The organism is Fibrobacter sp. (assembly GCF_017545445.1).
GTDB lineage: Bacteria > Fibrobacterota > Fibrobacteria > Fibrobacterales > Fibrobacteraceae > Fibrobacter.
The window spans coordinates 1-23,184 of sequence record NZ_JAFWOM010000157.1 but is presented as its reverse complement, the minus strand read 5'-3'; the positions used below and the strand labels follow the sequence as shown (position 1 = coordinate 23,184).

The following is a 23,184-nucleotide window of genomic DNA, read 5'->3' as shown; positions in this document are numbered from 1 at the left end:
GCTGCAGCCACGTGCTTGCCGAAGCCATCTGCGACCTGTTCCCGGGCACCAAGCTCGCCTACGGTCCGGCTATCGAAAAGGGTTTCTACTACGATTTGATGACACCGACCCCGATCCAGCAGTCGGATTTTGAGCGCATCGAAAAGCGCATGAAGGAAATCATCAAGGAAGACCGTCCGTTTACCCGTTGCGAAGTCAGCGCCGCCGAAGGCCTGAAGCGCACGGAAGGCGACAAGTACAAGACGGACAACGCCCAGCGCGCACTCGCCCGCGAAGGCAGCGACGGTACGCTCAGCTTCTACGTGACTGGCGAACCGGGCAAGAACTTTGAAGACCTCTGCGCTGGCCCCCACGTGCCCTCTACTGGCAAGCTCAAGAATTTCAAGGTGCTCTCCATGTCCGGTGCTTACTGGCATGGCGACCAGAACAGCGACCAGCTGACCCGCGTGTACGGCACCTGCTTTGCAGACAAGGAAGGTCTCGAAACATACCTGAAGTTCCTGGAAGAGGCCGAAAAGCGCGACCACCGCAAGATCGGCAAGGAAATGGACCTCTACCACATCGAAGACCATTCTCCGGGCATGGTGTTCTGGCACCCGAAGGGCACCAAGATGGTGAACGCCCTGAAGGACTACATCCGCGGTAAGATTGACCGTCGCGGCTACCTCGAAGTGATTACGCCGGAAATCGTGAACAAGACTTTGTGGATCAAGTCCGGCCACGCCGACAAGTACAACGAGAACATGTTCAAGACGCTGGCTGGCGACGTGGAAATGGCCGTGAAGCCGATGAACTGCCCCTGCCACATCCAGATTTTCAATACGGGTCTGCGCAGCTGGCGCGACCTTCCGATGCGCCTTGCCGAATTCGGTAAGTGCCACCGTTACGAACCTGCCGGTACGATGCACGGCCTGATGCGCGTGCGCGGCTTTGTGCAGGACGACGCCCACATTTTCTGTACCGAAAACCAGATTGCAAGCGAAGTGGCCGACTTCTGCGCCCTCGTCAAGGAAATCTACCACGACTTCGGTTTCGACGATATCGTGGTGAAGTTCTCCACCCGCCCGGAAAAGCGCGTGGGTTCCGACGAAATCTGGGACAAGGCTGAAGCCGCCCTCGCCGAAGCAACAAAGCTCGCTGGCCTCGACTACATTCTGAACCCGGGTGAAGGTGCCTTCTACGGCCCGAAGCTCGAATTCACGCTGAAGGACTCCCTCGGTCGTGACTGGCAGTGCGGTACCATCCAGGTGGACTTCAACCTCCCGCAGCGTCTGGGTGCCGAGTATGTCGGCAAGGACAACCAGAAGCACATTCCGGTGATGCTGCACCGCGCCGCCGTGGGTTCCATCGAACGCTTCCTCGGCATTTTGATTGAAGAATTCATGGGCGATTTCCCGCTGTGGCTCGCTCCGGTTCAGGCCCGCGTGCTCCCGATTTCTGAAAAGTTCGTTGACTACGCCAAGTCCGTGGAACGTGAGCTCGTGAACGCTGGCGTCCGCGTGGAAGTCGACGAATCCAACGAAAAGCTTGGCTACAAGATCCGCCAGTGCGAACTGCAGAAGGTGCCTTACCTCCTCATCGTCGGCGAGAAAGAAGTTGCCGATGGCGTTGTCTCTGTTCGCAAACGTAAGGACGGAGACAAGGGTTCCATGAAGGTCGCCGACTTCCTCAAGATGACGGAAGACGACCGCAAGGTTGTGAGATAAGGCGACAACTGCATAAGGCGAGCGCAGCGGACAAACTTGTTTGTCCATTGCCGAGCCGCGGCAGTTGGGAGTGCGTAGCACTCCAAAAGGAACAGGCTGAAGGTCTCATCGCTGTCAACAAGAGAAAGGAAGGCGATAAGGGTCAAATGACCGTCGCCCAGTTCCTCGAAATGACCGCTGAAGACCGAAAAGTCGTTCGCTAGTAAAAGGCGATCCCGGAACAAGTCCGGGATGACATTTTGGAAAACGTAGGTTCCTTTGAGCCTACGTTTTTTTTCATGTGTAAGCGTAAGGATGGCGATTACCGCCCAAGCCGAGAGTCGCGACAAAATGCTTGCGCTTCGCTATTTTGGCAGGACCGAGGCGAGCGGGAAGGACTCCGTAGGAGTCCCCAAGGGTCAGATGACTGTTGCCCAGTTCCTCGAAATGACTGCAGGAGACCGCAAGGTTGTTCGCTAGTAAAAGGCGATCCCGGAACAAGTCCGGGATGACATTTTGGAAAACGTAGGTTCCTTTGAGCCTGCGTTTTTTTTGTCTAGAAAAGGAATTGATTCATTGCGTATAGAATCAAATTTGCAATCAAGACGTTTTTTAAAGAATCATTTGCAATTGGATATGTGATTATGTTGTGTATGATTCTTCTAACATTATATTTCTGCTTCAATTCCTGAAATTTATACACTAAATGCACGTTTATTCCCACTTAAAAATAGTCGTTTGAATAGACTACATATTTATGATGAGTTTTTTCTATATTATGTATTCAAGTTTTGCAACCTCTGTTAGAATTATGAATAATAAACTTATTGCTTTAATTATCTTGTGCGTTGCCAGCTTCGCTAGTGCACAATCATCTCCTTCTGCGGGCGCATCAACTCCGCAAGAACATCGCGGCTTTTACAGCAACATGTCTTTTGGATTTGCGTATAACTGGTACGACAATAGTCGTGAAGATGTTCTAGATTATAATAGCCGTTACGACATGGATCACTATGAATTCAGCGGATTTACGTTCCCCATGAGCGAATTTAAGTTTGGCATTGCCTTTGAAAATCTTGTTGCGTTCCATTTGGATTTTAACATAGGCTTTTTTTCAGGAACATTGGACTTCTCCAATGAAAAGCGAACTTCTATTTGCACTAGTGATGGTGTTTGTGCCGAAGTTCGTCAAACCGAAAAGGAACGTGATTCGGAGTCTTCTGATGCGAATAGCTTGAGAACGTATTTTGGCTTTGGCGCGACTTTCTATCCGTTCAGGGACATTTGTTCACCACTCAATGGTTTCTTTGTCGGTGGCTCTGTCGGATATACGCTTTTCGTTACTCTTTCGGATGGAATTGGCGAAGAAACTAGTGGAAATGGCGGCTTTGGATTCGAATTGGAAATTGGCAAGGAATGGTGGATTAGCGACCATGTTTCATTTGGTTTTGGCTTTGGTTTCGCACATACCAGCATTGCGTGGAAAGTCAATGATTCCCATAAATCAGATAACGTCTTGTCTCTTTCGTTTCGCATGACACGTGGCTAGTTGATTTTATAGATAAGGATAAATTATATAATTTATTTTGTAGGTTTTGAATTTATGAAAAAAGTTATTGCGTTTCTTGTTCTTTGTGCCGTTAGTTTTGTATGCGCACAGTCTTTTCCGTCTTTAGGCACGCCTGCTCCGCGTGAGCACCGAGGCTTTTACAATAGCACCTCTATAGGTTTTGCTTACAACTGGTTTAATAACAGTCTCAATGATCTTCATAAATATGGTAACGAGTTTGACCGTGATATAGATTTCTTTGAGTACAACGGATTCTCCTTTTCGTTAATTGAATTCAAGTTTGGCTATGCTCTTGGAAATATCGTTGCATTACATACGGTTTTTAACATGGGATTCTTTTTGGGATCTATGGATTATTATAACGAAGAATATCGCTTTGTTTGTAATGACGAAGACGTTTGCCTTGAAACTCGCGATGAAAAGAATATTAAAGATCCTACATCGGGTACGGGGTATAACTTTAGAATGTATTTGGGTTTTGGCTCGACGTTTTATCCCATTCAGGACAAGAATTCGCCGCTTTATGGTCTTTTTGTCGGAAGTTCTTTCGGATATACGCTCTTTGTCGCTATATCGCCAGGAATTGGCGGCCCTGACAATACCGGAAATGGGGGAATCGGTTTTCAGGTGGAAGTTGGCAAGGAATGGTGGATGAACGATCATTTCTCAATTGGCGTGGGGCTTGGCTTTGCCCATGACGGCCTTGTATGGAAAACTGCTGATTCTCATAAGTCCGACAACATTCTGTCGCTTTCTTTACGTTTGACGCGAGGGTAATTGATGATGAGCTTGATAAAAAATTTTGTTTGTGTTTTTGTGTTTGCTGCGGTTGCGTGGGCCCAGGATGTGGCTTCTGTTGAAACACCAATGGCTCCGTCTCCAAAGAATAATCTTTTGTCTCGTGAACATCGCGGTTTCTTTTTTAGTGCAGGTCTTGGTTTATCTTATATGAGTTCAAATTTGAACAGTTACTCTTCTAGTTACTCTACTGGAGCTAGTCAAACAAGGTTTGATGGTGTTTATGAAGAACGATGGTTTGGTGGCGAAAATAATAAAAAAGAGGGTTTCAGTGGTTTTGGATTTCCTACGCTAGATGTTCGAATGGGAAGATCTGTGGGAAATTTGGTTGCTATATATGCCTCTATGACAGGAAGCTTGTATAACGGTGAAGGAACAGTTTATAAGGAAGATTTTTCTTTAGAAAAAGTTGTTCTAAATGGTTCCGATGAAAATGTGCAGAAAACGCTTTTAGGAAAGCTTGATAAAAAAGAGGATGGTTACGCATTTTATATATCGCTTGGCTTAGGCTTTTCTGTTTATCCGTTCCGCGATGCAATTTCTCCGTTGAATGGTTTTTATGTGGGAATCTCGGGTGGTGCTGACGTTTCTCTTGCTAAGGTGAAAAGCGAAAATAAAGAAATCAGTGGCGTGATGGGTATTTTTACCCGATATGAGTTAGGCAAGGATTGGTGGGTGTCCGATACTTGGTCCATTGGAGTCGGCTTTGCTTTTACCAAAGTGGTGTATGAAAATGTGAATGATGGCGATGATGGTGGCCATCACTTCATAGGCTTGTTCTTCCGCATCACTCGCGGATAATGTTATAGCTCTGTATCAATTCCGTTGACGAGCAATTTGGTGATGGCTTCGTCGCTGCCCATTTTGCTTTTGTCTGTGATATTGCGCCCAAATGTCTTGTGCCAATCGAAACTGTTGGGTACGAGCCAGTCAAAGACGGGCCACGGCTTGATAAACCCTGGCGGCAATAGCTTATAAAGTTTTTCTGAATTGATGCTCAGGTCGCCTACGCGTGGCGGCATCGGGCCTCCTTCTATGCGAGGCACTCCGTGGAGGAGTTCTGCAGGGTAACCGCCGACTGCGTTCACGATTTGCCCGACATTGTAAAGCGAAACGCTTCGTGGCCCACCGCAGTTGTAAATGCCGGCTGGGAATTCGTGCTCCAAAATATATTGCACGGTGCGGCAAAGGTCTGGCCCCGAAAGCGGATTGCGGAATTCGTCTGTGAAAAGCGTTGCCGGGCGACCGGGGCGAAAACGGTATGTTATCCAGTCGATGGCACCCGCACATCCGCCGGGGGCGTAGTCCATCGGGAGCGGCACGCGGAGAATCACTGCGTCCGGCTTGATAGCGGTGATGGCATCTTCTGCTTCGGCTTGGTGCTTGCCGTAATTGTGGATGGGGTCTTTCGGGTCGGTTTCGACATAGGGACGGTTCGGCTTTGTCTTTTCGTTACCGCTAAAGACCATGTCTGCTGAAATGCGGATAAGCGTTGCGTTGTAGCGTGCGGCGAACGTGGCGGCATCGACACCTTGGCTGTAATTCAAGAGGCGGCTGCGGGCGGGGTCGCATTCGCATGCCTTGAGTGCGCAGTTTCCGCTCGCGTCAATGACCGTGCCAAAGCGGAAACGTTCGAAAAGTTCGCCTAAGCGTTCCGTTTCTTCGGCATCGACTGCAAAAACGTTTTCTCCGAAAACGCAGGGGTGCTTGATGGGGCGAATCCCGACAACTTCCGGAGCTTTTCCGCGAGCGGTTGCTCCGCCGTACAGTTTGTTGAAATGCCTAAAAAGTGCGTAGCCGGGAACGCCGTTCAGCCCGAGAATCAAAATCGGTAGGCGGATAGACCGCATCTTTAGCGGGTATTTTACTTCTGCGTCAGTTTCCACTTGAAGTATCCTGCAATCTGAAGCGGGTGGTCGTACGTGCCGTCTGCAATTTTTGCTTGAAGTTCTTCGTCTGTAAGCGTCAAAGTTTCGATGTCTTCGGTATCGTCGAAATGCGTGTTGCCCAAGCGTTCTACGTCGTCGATAAACACTACATGGAAGTGCCCGCGATGCCTGTCGGGATTTACGGAAAAAGAACCTAAATAGGTGATAGGTTTTAGGTCGTAGGGGTTAGGGATTGTAACGCTTTCTGTCGCGAAGGATCCAGTCACATCCCTGTTGTTGTCATGTGTGCCACTTGTCATCCCGGACTCCGTTCCGGAAGGACTCCTCCCTTCTGCTGTCATCCTGGAGGCGCAGCCGATAGGATCCATGCAAACATGGCTGCAACGCTCGCCACTCTCGTCTCTCGTCTGTAGCCGCATTGCGGCGTTCTCTCGTCTTTCGTCAAGGTTGGTGAGCCTGTCGAACCACGTCTCTCGTCTCTCGTCTAAAGTATATCCGCATTCTTCTTGCAATTCGCGGATGGCGGCATCTTCTGGCGTTTCGCCTTTGTCGATAATACCCGCTGGAAATTCTAGAGCGATTTTTTGTATGCCATGGCGGTATTGCTTTGTCATGACCCACTTGCCGTCTTTCGTGCGAGGGAGAATCATCACCCAGTCGGGTTGCCATAACGTATAGAAATCGTCAATCACTTTACCGTTCGGCAGTTCGCATTTTTCCTTGGCAACTTTTAGCCAAGGAGCATCTACGAGGTATTCCGAATTCAAAATTTTCCACGATTTCATGGATGCAAATTTAAAAAAGAAAAACCTTGCAGAATTAGGCGCTTATGGCAGAAAATGCCTTGTGCAAATTCTTGATGATGTCGCTTGGGAGCATGCTGAATGCACCGAACTCTTCGCGGGCGATCCGCCCTGCTTTTTGATGCAAAAGAGCTCCAAGAACGGCTACTTCGGCAGTTCCGATTCCCTGTGCGAGGAGTGCTGCAATGATTCCCGTGAGGACATCTCCGCTACCGCCTTTGGCCATGCCCGAATTGGCGACAGGAATAACATAAACGTTTCCATCGGGTGCGGCGATGTAGGTGGGTGCGCCTTTTAACAAAAGGACTTTGTTTGTGCTTGTGGCAATACTTCTTAAACAGTTTGGTATTTCGAAACTGCTGGGAAGTTTGCCGAATAGTCTTGCGAATTCTCTCACGTGCGGTGTTAAAATGGCGGGCGCTTGCAACTTTTGAAGATATTCGATGGCCGCATTATCGCATGTGAGGGCGGTGTTGTCGTTTAATGTCGCAATGGCGTTTAACGCATCTGCATCAATAACTGTGGGTGTGTTCAGTTGCGGCAACAATTCAAGGACTGCTTTGACGGATTCTTTGTTTGTTGAAAGCCCTGGGCCGATGGCGACCGCGTTTGCGTGTTTTGCATGATTAAGTAAAGTCGGGATGTGGTGTTGTTGCAATGTCCCGTAATTTTCACTACTGCATTTCTCGTTGTCAACGAGTCCACAAAATACCGATTCCGAAATCTTTGTTTGTAATACCGGCATTATTGCTTGCGATGTCGCCAGCGTGACAAGACCCGCTCCGCTACGGAGTGCGGCTTCTGTACACAGTGCAGCTGCTCCCGGCATATCCTTGGAACCGGCAATAATTAATGCAGTTCCTTGGACTCGCTTGTCGCCCCATTCATCGCGTTTTGGGAGTAGCTGCGGAATGGCATCTTCCGTGACGAGGTAATTCCTTTCGTCGAATTGCTTTACCAGTTCATCTGGATAACTGAGATTTGCGACGGTTGTTTTGCCAAACGCTTTCCCGCCTTCCTTCTCGTAAGCGTCCAGTCGCGGAAATCCGAACAACATGGTTTCATTGGCATGGATGCAAATGTCGTTGCAAATATGCGCTGCGGAATCGTATCCCGTAGGTGCATCTGCTGCAATGACGGGGAGGCCGCTGTTGTGAATGACTTGTACGGCATTTGCGAAAGCTGCGCGAAGTTCGCCTTTTGCTCCGTTTCCGAGCATGCAATCGACAACGAGCTTGAAACCGTCTAAAAGTTCGGTGACTTCGTAGAGTTGCCCGCCTGCCTTGAAAAAATCTTTGAGCGCAAGTTTTGCTTCGTTCTGGAATTTATTCGTGGGCGCGAGACTGAAAACGGTATTTTTAATTCCAGCTTGCAAAAGATGCTTTGCAAGAACGAGTCCGTCTCCGCCGTTGTTCCCGCCTCCGATGAACACCGCAACGGGTTCTAGCGATTTTGCTTGAACGAACTTGAACAATGCAAGTCCCGCCTCCTGCATTAGCGTGTATCCGCTTTGGATAACGTCTTGCTCGGAGGGACTCTCTTTGTGCTGTTCCGCTAAAAACGTTTTCGATGATGCATCAAGCTTACGCATGGTGCCAGTCGAAAGAATGGGAGTCAAGTTTAAAGCGGAAAGCGGACTCATTTTTTGATGTGTTCTATTTACAGTTAAATAAACCAGTAGGTGACGCCGAACTTGAACATCATTGTGTGTGCACCCTTTAAGTGTATGTCAGAGCGCTTGATGCTTTTTTTGATTTTGTTTCCGTCAAGTGAATTCCAATTTTCGACATCACCTTCATATTTTACGTCGGGGAAAATTTCGTTGAATCCCATGTACCAACGGAAACTCAGACTTAAATTGTCTAAAATAAAGTAACCGGCACCGACGTTGAGACCGAATTCTGCGACGGATTGTTCAATATTGCCAAATTCGTTTTTGTTATAGTCAACCCCGTCAATTGTATATTCTGCGCTTGTGTTGATTGAAACTTGAGGTGCGATTTCAAGGAAAAATCCGTTTCCGAGAACGCCTCGCAGATAAAGTGCTATATCGATGAACATTTGATTGTAGCATCTTTCATTGCTATCGTCGTCGTCACCATCTTTATGGCTTACGTTGAAAATGCGGAAAGAAATTTCAGGAGAGAACTGGAGGCCTTCTGCCATTGTAAAACGACCCGCGAGACCGAATTCTCCGCCAATACCAGTGGGATTGTCATAGCCATCGGATGTTAGGTCTTCGAATCCCCAGAAGTATCCGTAAATAAATGTTGCATTGACGCCGATGCTGACAGGGGCTTTTTTCTTGACCGGCGCCACTTCGTCAATGGGCATGGGGTCGTTGTTTTCGATGTTTGCGTTTGCAACATTGTCATTTGTTACGCTGGTGTTTGCTGGTTCTGTTGCAATCGGCTGAGCATCAGTATTTTGTTCGGCTTGGGATTCTGCGTATGCTGGGGTTTCGACGGCTGCCGGAACGACTTGCGAGTTGTCTGCTTGTCCGTAATTTTGCTCGTAGGATTGGTCGTTTGGCTGGTCGCTAGATTGTGCGAACGAGAAAGCCGTAGCGCAGAGGATGGTCAAAAGACCTGCTGCAAGATTTTTCATAAAAACTCCTTTTAAGTGGATTCCTTTGTTGGAACATCCCTTCCTTGTAATGAAAATATAATAAACAGAATAGTCCGTTATGACACATTATGCTCCAAAATGGTATAAAATTGATGTTTTTCACTTGACTAATTAAATGAAAATATGTATATATGAATTGTTGTTCATGTATTTAAACAATTAAAGAGAGAATAATTATGTGTAAAGCGTCGAACATGCAAAATATTTCCATTGATACGCTTTTTGAACTCTCGGAGTTCTTCAAGTTCTTTGGCGATACGACCCGCATCCGCGTGATTCATCTGCTGCTTTCGGGCGAGATGTCCGTGAGTGCCATTGCTGAAAAGCTGAATCTTGAACAGTCCGTGGTGAGTCACCAGTTGAGAATTTTGCGCACAGCAAATCTCGTCAAGCCGACTCGCGATGGTCGAAAGATTTATTACGCACTCGACGATGAACATATCGGCGAGATTTTCAATACGGGGCTTGCTCACATTTTGCATAAGAAGAAGGGCTAATCATGGATTTCGTATCTGCTTTTGTTCATGAATTTATTACGCTGTTTTCGGAGATGGCTCCGTTCTTGCTGCTCGGTTTTTTGTTGGCGGGAATTATTCATGTATGGATTCCGAATGCTTTGTATGTACCGAAGATATCAAAATCGAATTTTGCTTCGGTGCTGTGGGCAGCCTTGTTTGGCGTTCCGCTTCCGATTTGCAGTTGCGGCGTGATTCCGACGTCGATTGCGATTCGCAAGGAAGGGGCTAGCAAGGGGGCGAGCGTGAGCTTCCTCATCTCGACTCCGGCGACAGGCGTTGATTCGATTTTGGCGACGTATTCGTTGCTTGGGCTTCCGTTTGCGATTTTGCGCCCGGTGGCCGCTTTGGCGACTGCTTTGTTCGGCGGAGTGCTGACAAACTTTGCAACGCGTGGTGAATCTGAAAATACCACGCATGAGACCGCCGAACATAAACATTCACATTCTGCGGAACATTCTCACGAACATCATGAGCATCATGAACATGAACCTCACGAACACTGCGAATGTGGCGATCACGATGATTGCGACCATGATCATTGCGGTTGTGGCGCTTCGGCGGGCTCAGCGACCTGTTGCGGCTCTTGTGAATCGCGCGATGTTCGTCACATGACGTTTGGTCAAAAAATTGTGGAGACTTTCCGCTATGGTCTTGTGAACATGGTGGGCGATGTCAGCAAGTGGCTTATGATTGGACTTTTGCTCGGTGCGTTGATCTCTGCATTCGTGCCGAATGATTTCTTTATGGCCTTGCGTGAATATCCGCTGCTTTGCATGGTTGCTATTCTCTTGCTCGCGATGCCGATGTACACATGCGCGACAGGTTCTATCCCGCTGGCGCTTGCGCTTGTCGCGAAGGGCATTACGCCGGGGGCTGCTCTCGTGCTTTTGATGGCTGGGCCTGCAACGAGTATCGCTTCAATGCTTGTGGTTGGCAAAGCTTTTGGCAAGCGTACGCTCATTGCTTATCTTGTTTCGATTGCCGTTGGTGCGATTGGCTTTGGCTTCATTGTCGATACGTTCTTTATGGATACGTTCCTTTCGGCGATGCTTCCGAGCGGTGCGGCGGAATGCCACGGCCATGGGGCGTTAGGTATATTTGATTATGCTTGTGCTGGACTTTTGGCTGCGTTCATGATTTATGCAAAGTTTATCCACAATGGCTGCGACGGCCATTGCGGTTGTGGCTGCGGTTGCGGCGATTCCTGCAAGTGTGCTGACTCTTGCGAAGTCGATCACGATCATGACCACTGCGAATGCGGCGAATCTTGTGGAGGCCATGAACACAGTGAACATGACCATCATCACGGCGCTTCGGCAGGCTCAGCGACCTTGGCGCATTCCGAGCCTGTCTCTAAAACGTATCGCGTGAATGGCATGAATTGCAGCCACTGCAAAGCGTGTGTCGAAAAAGCGGTACGTTTGCTAGATGGCGTGGTATTTGCTGAAGCCAATGTCGCAAGCAAATCCTTGTATGTGGAGTATCACGACGATGATGATGTTGACGAGACCGCTTTAAAAACAGCGGTTGAAGAAGCCGGTTTCGAGTTCGGCGGTGAAGCTTAGGTCGCGACGTTTTATGCGAACTTAGACTTCACCGATTCGTGCAAGCTTTAGCAATGGCATTCCGGCTTCTCGGCTTTCGTCGAGATTGACCGTGAAATCGATGCTCCAGTCGTTGAATTCTTCTTCGTCCTGGAGCATTTGCTGTATGCACATCGTATTGCCTTCGTAAGTGACAATCGTGTGGGCGAGGGCGCGGCCTTCAACGTCCATGCGGAACTTGTGATGCTCGGCGGTATAGGCGGCCATCGTTTCGATGAGCCGTTTTTCTGTCCACGGTGTCCCTTCTGCATCTGCCAAAAGTTCGCCTTCGGCGAGGTCGTCGGCGAGGCTGTCCAAAACATCCGAAAAGTCCTGCTTTTGCAAGCTCATCATAATCTGGAAAATGCGCTGGCGTACCATGGAGAGGAATCGCTTCTTGTCATAAGTGATGTCTGCTGCGGCCTTGTCTGCACCAAACGCCTTTTCTATATCGGTTGGTGAGCCTGTCGAACCATCGTCCAAGCGTTTCTGGTAATCTTCCGGGTGCGCCATCTTTTCCCATTCTTCGAGCAAGCTGGAATCCACGCGGCGGATCATTTCGCCAAGGTAGTCCTGCATTTCCAAGAGTTCTTCGTTCTTGTAGCCATCCGGCACGGTCTGCGAAAGAACTTTATACACGCCGTTCAGGTGGCGGAGCAAAATAGCTTCCATGCGCTGCAAGTTGTATTGCTTCACGTATCCGCTGAATGTGCTGAAGTTTTCGAACATTTCACGTACAATAGATTTTGGCTCGATGTTTTCATCCACCCATGGGTGGATTTCTGCGAATGCGTTGAACGTATCGTAGATAAAGTCTCGGAGCGGCTTGGGGTATTCGACTTTTTCGAGCTCTTCAAGGCGTTGGTTGTATTCCATGCCTTGGGCTTTGAGCTCGTTCATGCGGGCGTCGCGGGCCTTGTTCTGCTGGATTCTCAAAATCGCATCGGGATTTTCGAGAATACTTTCGCACAAGGTAATCACGTCTAGTGCGTATTCCGGCGAATCCTTGTCGAGCTTCGGGAGCGTGTCGAGCAGGTACAGCGAAAGCGGCTGGTTCATCGAAAAGTCATCTTGCAAATCCATGTTCACGCGCAAGTGGCTGTATCCCGGTGCAACGGCTGGCACGAATTCAATAATCTTTTTTTCGACGAGACTGCGGAACAGCAAGAACGCGCGGTGCTGCAATTGTTTTTTGCTGGCGGCACTTTCGTGACAATCCTTCAAGAGCGTACGCATGGCGCGGCAACCGTCTGTCGGACGGCTCAAGATGTTCAAAAGCATCCCGTGGTTCACTTGGAAACTTGACGTGAGCGGTTCTGGTGCGGAATCAATCAAACGTTTGAACGTATTTTCGTCAAACGGAATGTAGCCATGCTCTGGCGGTTTGCGTTTTTGGAATTTTTTCCCTGTTGTACGTGTTTTAGCTTCGAGTTTCAGATTCTCGATGACGTGTTCCGGTGCTTGCGCGACAACGTAACCGACATTGTCGAATCCCTTGCGGCCTGCGCGACCTGCAATTTGGTGAAAATCGCGTGCGGTTAAAATGGCGGTCTTGTCACCGCTGTACTTGCAAAGTTGTGTGAAAAGAACGGTGCGGATAGGCACGTTCACGCCTACGCCGAGCGTATCCGTTCCGCAAATAACCTTGAGCAAGCCCTGTTGGGCGAGCTTTTCGCAGAGAATGCGGTACTTCGGCAAAAGTCCTGCGTGGTGCAACCCGATGCCTTGCTTGAGCCAGCGCTTGACATCCGGACCGTACGGGCTTGCAAAACGGACTTCCTTGATCGCTTCGTTAATCTTGACTTTTTCTTCTTTGGTGCACAAGTCAAGACTCATGAAATTTTGGGCATTGCTGGCCGCTGCGGCTTGCGTAAAGTGGACAACATAAACTGGAGCCTTGCCTTCGTTCACGAGCTTTTGCACTTCAGTCGAAATTTCTGTCGTGCTATAGCTGAAGTCCAAAGGCACTGGGCGTTGCGTGGAGCGGACCGTCACAGACTCACGGCCTGTATGCTTCGTCATGTCGCGCTCGAAAAATTCTGTCGCACCGACGGTCGCGCTCATCAGGAGAAATCGCGATTGCGGGAGTGTCAAAAGCGGAATTTGCCAAGCGACACCACGTTCGCGGTCGGAGTAGTAATGGAATTCGTCCATCACGATGTCGATGATGGAGAGAGTTTCGCCTTCGCAGAGCGCCATGTTTGAAAGAATTTCTGCCGTGCAGCAAATGATGGGGGCGTCGCGGTTGACGGTTGCGTCGCCGGTCGAAAGTCCGACGTTTTCGGCTCCGAATTCCTTGCAGAGGGCCATCCATTTTTCGTTGACCAAAGCTTTGATAGGGCAGGTATAGACGCTGCGGCGGTTGTGCACAAGGCTGTCAAAATGGAGTGCGAGGGCCACCATGGACTTTCCGCTGCCGGTCGGCGTGTTGAGGATAACGTTCTTGCCGTCTAAAAGTTCAAGGATAGCCTCTTCTTGTGCGGGGTACAACGTTGTTCTGCGAGCTTCTGCCCACGCCATAAATTGTTCTAAAACATCTTCTGATGAAATATCAGCACGGTTTCCGTGGGCTTTTTCTACCAGTTCATTCAAAAATTCTTTAAGAATACGCTTGTTTTGCTCTGCCATAATGGTGCAAAGATAACTTTTTGAAAATAAAATGTTAGAAGTTTTCTATTTTCGGAATCAAAGGAGATTTGTGATGAAAGGAATCGTACTTGCTGGAGGCTCCGGCACGCGTTTGTATCCGCTCACGATGGTCACATCGAAGCAACTTTTGCCGGTCTATGACAAGCCGATGATTTATTACCCGCTTTCAACTCTTATGTTGGCGGGCATTCGTGACATTCTCATTATTTCGACTCCTGCGGATTTGCCAAACTTTGAACGCTTGCTAGGCGACGGTTCCGCGATGGGACTTAATTTGAGTTACAAGGTGCAGCCGAGTCCGGATGGACTTGCCCAAGCGTTTATTTTGGGTGAAGAATTTATCGGTGACGAATGCTGTGCGATGGTTCTTGGCGATAATATCTTCTATGGAAACGGCTTCAGTCAGCTTTTGAAGGATGCCGTCAAGAATGCTGAAAAAAATGGTCGTGCTAGCGTGTTCGGCTACTACGTCGAAGACCCGGAACGCTTTGGCGTTGTAGAGTTTGATGACCATGGCAAGGTAATTTCAGTCGAAGAAAAGCCAAAGGAACCGAAGAGCAATTACGCCATTACGGGTCTTTATTTCTATGACAACCGCGTGGCTGGATTTGCCAAGGCCCAAAAGCCGAGTGCTCGGGGCGAACTTGAAATTACGGATCTCAACAAAACGTATCTCGACAACGGCGAACTCGATGTGAAGCTCCTCGGTCGCGGCTTTGCTTGGCTCGATACTGGCACGATGGACAGCCTCATCGAAGCGGGCGAGTTTGTAAAAATGGTCGAGAATCGTCAGGGTATCCAGATTTCTGCCATTGAAGAAATTGCGTACAAGAACGGCTGGATCAGCAAGGATAAACTCTTGGAATCGGCAGCCAAGTATGGCAAGTCGCCTTATGGTCAGCATCTCAAGAAAGTTGCCGAAGGAAAAATTCATTACTAGAACTTGGTTTTTGCGCTTTAGTTCTTTACGCCCGGCATTTCGTCCGGGCTTTCTCTGTGTAGAAAAACTCTTTATTATATTTTGTTTAGGAGATTTTATTTAGAAGCTCGAAAAAAAATAGGAGGAGAGCGATGAAAATAATCTAGGCTATGTTGCCGTTGTTGATTTTGGTATCACAATGTTTTTCAACCATTGCCAATGATATTACATATCCGTTGCAACTGCTTAATTCCCCGGTATTGCGTTTGCCTGCTGTGAATAAAAAGGTGACACAGGGCGATGTGCGTGCCCTTGTGCTTCTTGTCCAATTTTCAGATATAAAATTTAGGAATGCTGATCCGGTATCGTAATTTAACGATTACTTGAATAAAGAAGGGTATAATGAATATCATAATGCCGGTAGTGTTAGGGATTATTTCTTGAAAAGCTCCTATGGAATGTTTCGTCCTACTTTTAATGTAATGGCTCCTGTGACGCTTTCTAAAACGAAAGCCTATTATGGTGGGCGTTCAGATACGGATCGAAATTTTAACGGCACGGTTCAGGCGGTTCGTGAGGCTTTGCAATTGCTTGATTGGAATGCAATCGATTTTTCGTTGTACGATAACGATGGCAATGGAGTCGTTGATTTTGTCTCTGTTATTTTTGCCGGTGTAGGTTCGGATGGCTCAGGAATTGTAGAATCTATCTGGCCGCATAAGGGGTCTGTGGGGAATATGATGGTTGGGGGTGGACTGGTTGTTGAGTCTCCCTTTACTATATTTCCGGTGTTAATTGGAGAAATGTATGAAACGTTCCATTGTTATTACTGGCGGGGCTGGCTTTATCGGTAGCCATGTCGTGCGCCTGTTTGTGAACAAGTATCCTGAATATCAGATTATCAATCTCGACAAGCTTACGTACGCAGGTAACTTGGCTAACCTCAAGGATGTCGAAGACAAGCCGAACTACAAGTTTGTGAAGATGGACATCTGCGACTTTGACTCTTTCTACAAGCTCATGCAAGACGAAAAAGTCGATGGCATTATTCACCTTGCTGCAGAAAGCCATGTCGATCGTTCCATTAGGGATCCGTTCACATTTGCTCGTACGAATGTCATGGGAACGCTCAGCCTTTTGCAGGCAGCCAAACTCTACTGGGATAGCCTTCCAGAAAAGTACGAAGGCAAGCGATTCTACCATATTTCGACGGATGAAGTTTACGGCGCTCTCAAGATGAATCATCCGGAGGGCATTACACCTCCGTTCACGACAACGGCCTCCAGTTCGGAACACCATTTGGCCTACGGAGACGACTTCTTCTACGAGACGACGAAATATACTCCGCATTCTCCGTATTCCGCATCCAAGGCCGGCTCCGACCACTTCGTGCGCGCGTTCCACGACACTTACGGCATGCCGACGATTGTCACGAACTGCTCCAACAACTACGGTCCGTACCAGTTCCCCGAAAAGTTGATTCCGCTTTTCATCAACAACATTCGCCACAAGAAGCCGCTTCCGGTCTATGGCAAAGGCGAAAACGTTCGCGATTGGCTCTTTGTCGAAGACCACGCCCGCGCGATAGACGTGATTTTCCATAACGGAAAGATTGCCGAAACTTATAACATCGGCGGCTTCAACGAATGGAAAAACATCGACATCATCAAGGTCGTCATCAAGACGGTGGATAAGCTTCTCGGTCGCGCCGAAGGCGAAGACTTGAATCTCATCACCTACGTGACAGACCGCTTGGGCCACGACGCCCGCTACGCCATCGACTCCACCAAACTCCAGAAGGAACTCGGCTGGGAACCGTCGTTACAGTTTGAAGAAGGTATCGAAAAGACCGTCCGCTGGTACCTCGACAACCAGGAATGGCTCGATAACATCACGAGCGGCGACTACGAAAAGTATTACGAAACGATGTATAAGAATAGGTAAAAAGTGGTTAGTATGCAGTGGTTAGTAAACAGGAATACAAATGCGGCTTCGCCGAGAACCTGATTTCTAACTGCTAGAACCCTAACCACCAACCACTAACCACTAATCACTAGTTTATGTCTAAATTCAATTTCATCAAAACCTCTATTGAAGGCGTGACTATCGTCGAGCCGACTGTTTTTGGCGACCAGCGTGGCTATTTCATGGAAACCTACAACAAGGCGGAGTTCGATGCTGCCGGCTTGAATTTGGTTTTTGTACAAGATAACGAATCCCGTAGCAAGAAGGGCGTGCTTCGTGGTCTGCATTTCCAAAAGAAGAATCCGCAGGGCAAGCTCGTTCGCGTCATCGAGGGCGAAGTCTTCGATGTTGCTGTCGATCTTCGCAAGGGCAGCCCTACGTTTGGCAAATGGGTAGGCGTGACGCTTTCTGCTGAAAACAAGAAGCAGTTCTACATCCCAGAAGGCTTTGCCCACGGCTTTGTGGTGCTTAGCGAAACGGCGACGTTTGTGTATAAGTGCACTCGCCTTTACGATGCAAAAGACGAAGGCGGCCTCATGTGGAATGATCCTGAAATTGGTATTGAATGGCCGGTGGGCGACGGGTTTGAACCGCTCCTCTCCGAAAAGGACACGAAAAACCCGCTTCTCAAGGACTTGGGATTTGCATTTGAGCTGTAGATTAGGTGGTAGGTTATAGGTTGTAGGTCTTAGGGAAACTGCTTTTTCTAACTGTCATCCCGGCCTAAGGTCCCTGAGCTTGCCGAAGGGCCGGGATCTTCTTACACGGTTCTTATTGCAGATACTTTTCTCCTAGAATTCCTCTAACCCCTAATACCTAATACCTTAATCCTTTGTAAATTTTTTCTATTTTTACGCATCATGAAAAACATACTTGTAGTTTGTACCGGAAATATTTGTCGTAGCCCGACAGGCGAGTATCTTTTGAAAAAGGAACTTGGTCCTGATTTTAATGTCATTAGTGCAGGGCTTGGAGCGTTGGTTGACAATCCTGCCCATGAAATCTCGCAGAAAATTGCCATGGAGCACGGTATTGATATGAGTGCTCATAGGGCTCGCCAGATTAACTTGGATATTCTCAAATGGGCTGATTTGATTCTCGTGATGGAAAACGGTCATAAGAGGGAACTTTTGCATAGATATCCTTGGCTTGAAGGCAAGGTCTTCCGCTATGGAGAATCTCATCAAGTTGATATTCCGGACCCTTACAGAAGGCCCGAAGCTGCTTATGTCATGGCGTGGAATTTTATTTCGAAATTGACGCCGTATTGGGTTGAAAAGATTAAACAAAGTGAAGCCAAACACTAATAATTAAAAAGGTAACTTATGAATAAAATTGGTATAGCTCTTTGTGGAGTCGCTGCTGCCATTCTGAGTGGTTGCTTTGCCGCACCTCAGATGCGAATGGACATTTCCTCGGATTCCACGTCCTATAATGGAATTTCGTTCAAGCTGCACTCCATTGATAAAGGCGACATGGGTGAACCTGTCCAGGTTGTCGTGAATCCCAATGCGGGCAAGTTGGAAGACCTGATGGTGGATTCCCTCCCGGACTTGGAATACAGGATTGGACCTCTGGACATGGTGCAGGTGGTTGTTTGGGAACATCCGGAACTCACTTCTCCGATGGGGCAGTACCAGCCGGCTGGGCAGAAGGTGACGACCGATGGTAAGCTCTTCTACCCGTATGCGGGCGTGATTCAGGCTGCCGGTCTTACCGCTCAGGAACTCCGTAACGAAATTACGAAGAGACTTTCTGATAAAATCTTGAATGATCCGCAGGTGGATGTTCGCGTGACGGGTTATCACAGCCGCAAAGCTTTGGTGACGGGCGCTGTGAATAGGCCTGGTTATGTGAAGTTCGATGAAAATCCGATGACTATCCCTGACGTGATTGCTGAAGTGGGTGGCTTCAATGAAAAGGCCGACCCGTCTTTCGTTCAGCTCCGCCGTGGTGAAAAGGTTTATAACATCGATTATACCCGTGCGTTCAAGAACAATGTTTCTATCGAACGCATTCTCGTGAAGCCGGGGGACCAAGTGTTTGTTCCGCTGAGATCCGATACTGAAAGAGATAGAAAGGTCTATGTCCTTGGCGAAGTGACGAGGAGCGGTGTTGTCCGCATGGATAACTATTTGTCATTGGCCGAAGCTCTTGCTGCATCGGGTGGTGTAAACGCAATTAATGCTTCGTCGAGGGATATCTATGTTATTAGAAATACGGCTCCGGACAAAATCGATATCTATCAGTTGAATGCAAAGAATGCGATGGCTTTGGCAATGGCAGACCGCTTTGAAATGAATCCGCGTGATATCGTATATGTCGATGCTTCTGGTCTTGCAACGTGGAACCGTTTTATTGGTTTGATCTTGCCGACGCTTAACGCCACTATTAATACGTTTAATAGTACTTCGGATGCTATTCAGAATGTGCAATACATTCATAATACTGGCTGGGCCGGTCCCAAAAAGTAGTAGGTCCTCTGCTAAAGGTTGTTAAAATATGATTAACCTTATTTTGTGTGGTGGCAGCGGAACGCGCCTTTGGCCGATAAGCCGCTCCTTGATGCCGAAACAGTTCGCCCGTCTTTTTGACGGAGCGTCCTTGTTCCAGCGTACGGTTAAGACAAATTCCCGCATTTGCAGTGCACAGTACATTGTCAGTAATGCAGAACAGTATTTTTTGGCTAAAGACCAGCTCGAAGAAGTTCATGCGGATGATGTCCGCTTCCTTTTAGAGCCTGTGGGCCGCAACACCGCTCCGGCGATTGCTCTTGCGTGCCTTGGACTGAATCCAGACGATATCGTTCTCGTGTCTCCGTCGGATCACGTGATTCGCAAGACGGACGCTTACGAAGAATGCTTGCGCAAGGCCGAAGAATTTGCCAAGAGCGGTTTCATGGTGACATTTGGCATTACGCCGACAGGGCCGGAAACGGGGTATGGCTACATCGAAGCGAATGGCGAAGATGTCAAGCGCTTTGTCGAAAAGCCGAATCTTGAAACGGCAAAAAAGTATGTCGAATCTGGAAAGTTCTTTTGGAACAGCGGTATTTTCTGCTTCAAGGTTTCGACGTTCTTGGATGAACTTGCCACGTATTCGCCGGACATCTTGAACGCCGCAAAGATTGCTTTTGCGAACGCCAAGAAAGAAAACAAGGATGCGCTCGTCCGTGTCGATCATGAAGACATGATGAACATTCCGTCGAATTCGATTGACTATGCCGTGATGGAAAAGTCAAGTAAGGTGAAGGTTGTTCCGAGCGATATTGGCTGGTCCGATCTCGGTGCGTTCGATTCTCTTTATGGTGAATACGAACATGACGAAAATGGCAACAACGTAAACGCAAAGCACTTGGGCATCGGTTCCAAGAACTCGCTCGTGCTCGGTGGCCAGCGTCAGATATGCACGATTGACTTGGACAACATGCTCATCGTCGATACGCCGGATGCTCTCTTGGTCGCTCCGCTTGCGAGCAGCCAGAAGGTCAAGAAGGTTGTCGATGAGCTCAAGGCTCGCGGCTCTGATTTGCCGACGGTTCCGCAGACAGTCAATCGTCCGTGGGGTACGTACTCCGTGCTCGAATCGACCGACCGCTACAAGATGAAGCGCATTGTCGTGCGTCCGGGCGAACGCCTTTCGTTGCAGAAACATTTGCACCGTTCGGAACATTGGGTCGTCGTGAGTGGTACCGCAACGGTGACGGTTGGCGACAAAGTGTTCTACGTGCGTCCGAATGAATCGACCTACATCCCGTCGGGAACGCCGCATCGCTTGCAGAACGAAGGCAAGCTCCCGCTCGTGATCGTTGAAGTCCAAGTCGGCGAATACACCGGCGAAGACGACATCATCCGCATGCAGGACGACTACAAGCGTTCTTAGTAAGTGGTTTGGTAATCGCTTAACTTTGGCGGGCCTCGCGGCCCGCTATTTTTTGTGCTGTCATCCCGGTCGAAGCCAGCCCTGAGCGCAGTCGAAGGGTGCCGGGATCGGCTTTAATCGGAACATCCCTGCATTGTCACCTCGGACTAAGGTTGGTGTGATATTTAAAAGTCCTCGTTGCAAATATCGCCGAGTGTTACTTGAATGTCTAAAATCGTATCTGGATTTAGGGCGTAGAGCATCTTTTGTCCATCGCGGCGAGCTATTACAAATTTTCCATCGACAAGAGCCTTCATGTCGTGTGAAAGCGTCGGCTGCGACACTCGAAATTCTTTGAGAATGTCTGTAGCGCACATCTCTCCATTGGAAAGCAAGTTGATGATTTTTAGACGTTTCGGATCCGCCATGACCTTAAGTTGTTTTGCAATTTTCGTATAGTTAATCTTATTCATATATATAAATATAGAAATTTTTCTATAAATATAAAAGGTAAAAATTAATTTTTTAAGTTGAATTGATTGCATAAAAAAGGAACCCTTGCAGGTTCCTTTCTGTAATTCTAATCTAGATAACGTGTTAAGCGGAAACCTCATACCTCAAAGGCACGAAGTGCCGACCTCACACCTCATACCTACTTGATGATGAGCATCGAGTCGTCCCAAGCCTCTCGTGAGACTCCGCACCTATGGTGCGGGAGGAGGGCTTTATGCCCTCCGTTCGTCGAACGAAATCGTTGTTTTTAGAGATGCGCCAGCCTATGGCTGCCGCAGCTCTTAACAAGGATTTGGAGGCGAAGCAAAAATGGAACCTTTTCAGGTTCCATTTTTAATCTCGTTATATGTTAATCGTTTATTTAACGATTAACATAGATTCGTCCCAAGCCTCGTGCTTTTCGAGGCCGAGGAGGTTGGCCGTCGTAGCGGCGATGTTGGAAAGACCCCAGTCGCCTTCCTTGAGACCGAGCTTGCCGCCCGTGACGTTATCGTAAAGGATACACGGCACCTTGTTGAGCGTGTGGCTCGTCTTGGCCTTGAAGGAACCGTCCTTGTTGACCTTCGGCATGCCGGTCTTCTTGTCGATTTCGTACATTTCGTCGGCGTTACCGTGGTCAGCCGTGATGATGGCAACACCACCGAGAGCGTCGATCACCGGGAGGAGTCGTGCGAGGCCGATATCTACAGCTTCGATAGCCATCGTAGCAGCGCGGAAGGAACCGGTGTGGCCCACCATGTCGCCGTTCGGGAAGTTGCAACGGAGAGTCTGGTACTTGCCGCTCTTCAAAGCTTCGATCATGGCGTCGGTGATTTCGGCAGCCTTCATCCACGGGCGCTGTTCGAACGGAACAACGTCAGATTCAATTTCGAGGTAGGTTTCGCCGTCGAACTTGCTGGAACGGTTACCATTCCAGAAGTAGGTCACGTGGCCGTACTTCTGCGTTTCGGAGCAGGCGAACTGCTTGACGCCCGTTTCGGAAAGCCATTCGCCGCTGGTTTCCTTGATGGCCGGAGGCGGAACGAGGAAGCGGTTCGGAAGCTTGAGGTCGCCGTCGTACTGGAGCATGCCAGCGTAGCAGACGTGCGGGAAGCGCTTGCGGTCAAATTCGTTGAAGGATTCTTCTTCGAAGGCGCGCGTGATTTCGATGGCGCGGTCGCCACGGAAGTTGAAGAACACCACGGAGTCGCCATCGTTGATGGTACCGACCGGTTGGCCGTCCTTCGCAATCACGAACGGCGGGAGGTCCTGGTCGATAGCCTTGGTTTCGCCACGGAGAGTTTCGATAGCCTGCGTAGCGTTGTCGAAGTAGCGGCCTTCGCCGAGCACGTGGGTCTTCCAGCCAAGTTCCACCATCTTCCAGTTAGCGTTGTAACGGTCCATGGTAATCTGCATACGGCCACCGCCGCTAGCAATGCAAACGTCAAATTCCGGAGAGCGGAGTTCGTCGAGGAACTTTTCGAACGGGCCAACGTAATCGAGAGCGGAAGTTTCCGGCACGTCACGACCGTCGAGCAAAATGTGCACGCGGACCTTCTTGAGGCCTTCCTTCTTGGCCTGGGCGACCATGGCCTTCAGGTGAGAAATGTTGGAGTGGACGTTACCGTCGCTGAAGAGACCGATGAAGTGGAGGACGGTGTTTTTTTCGCGGGCGTTGCCGGCAATTTCCTTCCATGCGTCACGTTCAAAGATTTCACCAGAGACGATGGAATCCTGCACGAGGGCTGCACCCTGGTTATAGACTTGGCCAGCACCGATAGCGTTGTGGCCGACTTCGGAGTTACCCATGTCTTCGTTGGTCGG

General features: G+C 48.8%; 22 protein-coding genes. 15 read left to right on the top strand and 7 right to left on the bottom strand.

The window, feature by feature from the left end; translation table 11 throughout:
* The 6 genes from thrS to IKG78_RS18405 all read left to right on the top strand — a co-directional run.
* Positions 1–1,706 (top strand): threonine--tRNA ligase (thrS, locus tag IKG78_RS18430; RefSeq protein WP_290946220.1); only part of this gene is annotated, 1,706 nt, incomplete at its 5' end.
* 47 nt (positions 1,707–1,753) lie between these two features.
* Positions 1,754–1,909, top strand: a complete 156-nt coding sequence (locus IKG78_RS18425) for a hypothetical protein (protein WP_290946218.1) — start codon at positions 1,754–1,756, stop codon at positions 1,907–1,909.
* Between the two features lie 91 nt (positions 1,910–2,000).
* Positions 2,001–2,165 (top strand): hypothetical protein, encoded by a 165-nt coding sequence (locus IKG78_RS18420; RefSeq protein ID WP_290946216.1) that lies wholly within the window; start codon positions 2,001–2,003, stop codon positions 2,163–2,165.
* Positions 2,166–2,496: 331 nt separating this feature from the next.
* Positions 2,497–3,234 carry a hypothetical protein gene (locus IKG78_RS18415; RefSeq protein ID WP_290946214.1) on the top strand — a complete coding sequence of 246 codons (738 nt, stop codon included), beginning with the start codon at positions 2,497–2,499 and terminating at the stop codon, positions 3,232–3,234.
* A 54-nt stretch (positions 3,235–3,288) separates the two neighbouring features.
* Positions 3,289–4,032 (top strand): hypothetical protein, encoded by a 744-nt coding sequence (locus IKG78_RS18410; RefSeq protein ID WP_290946212.1) that lies wholly within the window; start codon positions 3,289–3,291, stop codon positions 4,030–4,032.
* A 3-nt stretch (positions 4,033–4,035) separates the two neighbouring features.
* Positions 4,036–4,854, top strand: coding sequence for a hypothetical protein (locus tag IKG78_RS18405; protein ID WP_290946210.1), 819 nt, complete (start codon positions 4,036–4,038; stop codon positions 4,852–4,854).
* A 2-nt stretch (positions 4,855–4,856) separates the two neighbouring features.
* On the opposite strand, the gene IKG78_RS18400 is transcribed toward IKG78_RS18405, so the two are convergent.
* The 4 genes from IKG78_RS18400 to IKG78_RS18385 are packed head-to-tail and all read right to left on the bottom strand — an operon-like array spanning position 4,857 to position 9,352.
* Positions 4,857–5,939 carry a sugar nucleotide-binding protein gene (locus tag IKG78_RS18400; RefSeq protein ID WP_290946208.1) on the bottom strand — a complete coding sequence of 361 codons (1,083 nt, stop codon included), beginning with the start codon at positions 5,937–5,939 and terminating at the stop codon, positions 4,857–4,859.
* Positions 5,918–6,727 (bottom strand): NUDIX hydrolase, encoded by an 810-nt coding sequence (locus IKG78_RS18395; protein WP_290946206.1) that lies wholly within the window; start codon positions 6,725–6,727, stop codon positions 5,918–5,920. Before IKG78_RS18395 ends, IKG78_RS18400 begins: the two co-directional genes overlap by 22 nt.
* Positions 6,728–6,761: 34 nt before the next feature.
* The gene (locus tag IKG78_RS18390; protein ID WP_290946204.1) at positions 6,762–8,387 is read right to left on the bottom strand and encodes an NAD(P)H-hydrate dehydratase; all 1,626 of its coding nucleotides are present in this window, start codon (positions 8,385–8,387) and stop codon (positions 6,762–6,764) included.
* 23 nt (positions 8,388–8,410) lie between these two features.
* A complete protein-coding gene (locus IKG78_RS18385) occupies positions 8,411–9,352 on the bottom strand; it encodes a porin family protein (RefSeq protein WP_290946202.1) in 942 nt (313 codons plus the stop codon).
* Positions 9,353–9,567: 215 nt separating this feature from the next.
* Here IKG78_RS18385 and IKG78_RS18380 point away from each other — a divergent pair, with 215 nt between their 5' ends.
* Positions 9,568–9,870, top strand: coding sequence for a metalloregulator ArsR/SmtB family transcription factor (locus tag IKG78_RS18380; protein ID WP_290946200.1), 303 nt, complete (start codon positions 9,568–9,570; stop codon positions 9,868–9,870).
* A 2-nt stretch (positions 9,871–9,872) separates the two neighbouring features.
* Positions 9,873–11,456, top strand: a complete 1,584-nt coding sequence (locus IKG78_RS18375; RefSeq protein WP_290946198.1) for an SO_0444 family Cu/Zn efflux transporter — start codon at positions 9,873–9,875, stop codon at positions 11,454–11,456.
* 21 nt (positions 11,457–11,477) lie between these two features.
* Here IKG78_RS18375 and IKG78_RS18370 read toward each other — a convergent pair whose 3' ends face one another.
* Positions 11,478–14,102 (bottom strand): DUF3516 domain-containing protein, encoded by a 2,625-nt coding sequence (locus tag IKG78_RS18370; RefSeq protein WP_290946196.1) that lies wholly within the window; start codon positions 14,100–14,102, stop codon positions 11,478–11,480.
* Between the two features lie 73 nt (positions 14,103–14,175).
* Between IKG78_RS18370 and rfbA the strand changes: the two genes are divergently transcribed.
* The 7 genes from rfbA to IKG78_RS18335 all read left to right on the top strand — a co-directional run bounded on the left by rfbA (position 14,176) and on the right by IKG78_RS18335 (position 20,889).
* Positions 14,176–15,063 carry a glucose-1-phosphate thymidylyltransferase RfbA gene (gene rfbA / locus IKG78_RS18365; RefSeq protein WP_290946194.1) on the top strand — a complete coding sequence of 296 codons (888 nt, stop codon included), beginning with the start codon at positions 14,176–14,178 and terminating at the stop codon, positions 15,061–15,063.
* Between the two features lie 362 nt (positions 15,064–15,425).
* Positions 15,426–15,896, top strand: a complete 471-nt coding sequence (locus tag IKG78_RS18360; protein ID WP_290946192.1) for an immune inhibitor A domain-containing protein — start codon at positions 15,426–15,428, stop codon at positions 15,894–15,896.
* Positions 15,850–16,986 (top strand): dTDP-glucose 4,6-dehydratase, encoded by a 1,137-nt coding sequence (locus tag IKG78_RS18355; RefSeq protein WP_290946190.1) that lies wholly within the window; start codon positions 15,850–15,852, stop codon positions 16,984–16,986. Before IKG78_RS18360 ends, IKG78_RS18355 begins: the two co-directional genes overlap by 47 nt.
* Positions 16,987–17,102: 116 nt before the next feature.
* The gene (gene rfbC, locus IKG78_RS18350; protein WP_290946188.1) at positions 17,103–17,666 is read left to right on the top strand and encodes a dTDP-4-dehydrorhamnose 3,5-epimerase; all 564 of its coding nucleotides are present in this window, start codon (positions 17,103–17,105) and stop codon (positions 17,664–17,666) included.
* Positions 17,667–17,867: 201 nt separating this feature from the next.
* Entirely contained in the window at positions 17,868–18,314 is a 447-nt protein-coding gene (locus IKG78_RS18345; protein WP_290946186.1) for a low molecular weight protein-tyrosine-phosphatase, read from the top strand.
* 18 nt (positions 18,315–18,332) lie between these two features.
* A complete protein-coding gene (locus tag IKG78_RS18340) occupies positions 18,333–19,481 on the top strand; it encodes a polysaccharide biosynthesis/export family protein (RefSeq protein WP_290946185.1) in 1,149 nt (382 codons plus the stop codon).
* A 28-nt stretch (positions 19,482–19,509) separates the two neighbouring features.
* Complete coding sequence (locus IKG78_RS18335; RefSeq protein ID WP_290946183.1) at positions 19,510–20,889, top strand: mannose-1-phosphate guanylyltransferase/mannose-6-phosphate isomerase; 1,380 nt, start codon at positions 19,510–19,512, stop codon at positions 20,887–20,889.
* 164 nt (positions 20,890–21,053) lie between these two features.
* Here IKG78_RS18335 and IKG78_RS18330 read toward each other — a convergent pair whose 3' ends face one another.
* Together IKG78_RS18330 and gpmI are read right to left on the bottom strand one after the other, a co-directional pair.
* Positions 21,054–21,341, bottom strand: coding sequence for a metalloregulator ArsR/SmtB family transcription factor (locus IKG78_RS18330; RefSeq protein ID WP_290946181.1), 288 nt, complete (start codon positions 21,339–21,341; stop codon positions 21,054–21,056).
* Positions 21,342–21,738: 397 nt separating this feature from the next.
* The coding region (gene gpmI, locus IKG78_RS18325) for a 2,3-bisphosphoglycerate-independent phosphoglycerate mutase (RefSeq protein ID WP_290946179.1) at positions 21,739–23,184 on the bottom strand (1,446 nt) is incomplete at its 5' end.

What these genes read in the sequence shown, in the direction of transcription:
- IKG78_RS18355 (WP_290946190.1), top strand. Translation starts at nt 15,850, where the DNA reads ATGAAACGTTCCATTGTTATTACTGGCGGGGCTGGCTTTATCGGTAGC.
- IKG78_RS18340 (WP_290946185.1), top strand. Translation starts at nt 18,333, where the DNA reads ATGAATAAAATTGGTATAGCTCTTTGTGGAGTCGCTGCTGCCATTCTG.
- rfbC (WP_290946188.1), top strand. Translation starts at nt 17,103, where the DNA reads ATGTCTAAATTCAATTTCATCAAAACCTCTATTGAAGGCGTGACTATC.
- IKG78_RS18345 (WP_290946186.1), top strand. Translation starts at nt 17,868, where the DNA reads ATGAAAAACATACTTGTAGTTTGTACCGGAAATATTTGTCGTAGCCCG.
- IKG78_RS18375 (WP_290946198.1), top strand. Translation starts at nt 9,873, where the DNA reads ATGGATTTCGTATCTGCTTTTGTTCATGAATTTATTACGCTGTTTTCG.
- IKG78_RS18395 (WP_290946206.1), bottom strand. Translation starts at nt 6,727, where the DNA reads ATGAAATCGTGGAAAATTTTGAATTCGGAATACCTCGTAGATGCTCCT.
- IKG78_RS18380 (WP_290946200.1), top strand. Translation starts at nt 9,568, where the DNA reads ATGCAAAATATTTCCATTGATACGCTTTTTGAACTCTCGGAGTTCTTC.
- IKG78_RS18420 (WP_290946216.1), top strand. Translation starts at nt 2,001, where the DNA reads ATGGCGATTACCGCCCAAGCCGAGAGTCGCGACAAAATGCTTGCGCTT.
- IKG78_RS18335 (WP_290946183.1), top strand. Translation starts at nt 19,510, where the DNA reads ATGATTAACCTTATTTTGTGTGGTGGCAGCGGAACGCGCCTTTGGCCG.
- IKG78_RS18405 (WP_290946210.1), top strand. Translation starts at nt 4,036, where the DNA reads ATGATGAGCTTGATAAAAAATTTTGTTTGTGTTTTTGTGTTTGCTGCG.
- IKG78_RS18370 (WP_290946196.1), bottom strand. Translation starts at nt 14,102, where the DNA reads ATGGCAGAGCAAAACAAGCGTATTCTTAAAGAATTTTTGAATGAACTG.
- IKG78_RS18390 (WP_290946204.1), bottom strand. Translation starts at nt 8,387, where the DNA reads ATGAGTCCGCTTTCCGCTTTAAACTTGACTCCCATTCTTTCGACTGGC.
- rfbA (WP_290946194.1), top strand. Translation starts at nt 14,176, where the DNA reads ATGAAAGGAATCGTACTTGCTGGAGGCTCCGGCACGCGTTTGTATCCG.
- IKG78_RS18415 (WP_290946214.1), top strand. Translation starts at nt 2,497, where the DNA reads ATGAATAATAAACTTATTGCTTTAATTATCTTGTGCGTTGCCAGCTTC.
- IKG78_RS18410 (WP_290946212.1), top strand. Translation starts at nt 3,289, where the DNA reads ATGAAAAAAGTTATTGCGTTTCTTGTTCTTTGTGCCGTTAGTTTTGTA.
- IKG78_RS18385 (WP_290946202.1), bottom strand. Translation starts at nt 9,352, where the DNA reads ATGAAAAATCTTGCAGCAGGTCTTTTGACCATCCTCTGCGCTACGGCT.
- IKG78_RS18330 (WP_290946181.1), bottom strand. Translation starts at nt 21,341, where the DNA reads ATGAATAAGATTAACTATACGAAAATTGCAAAACAACTTAAGGTCATG.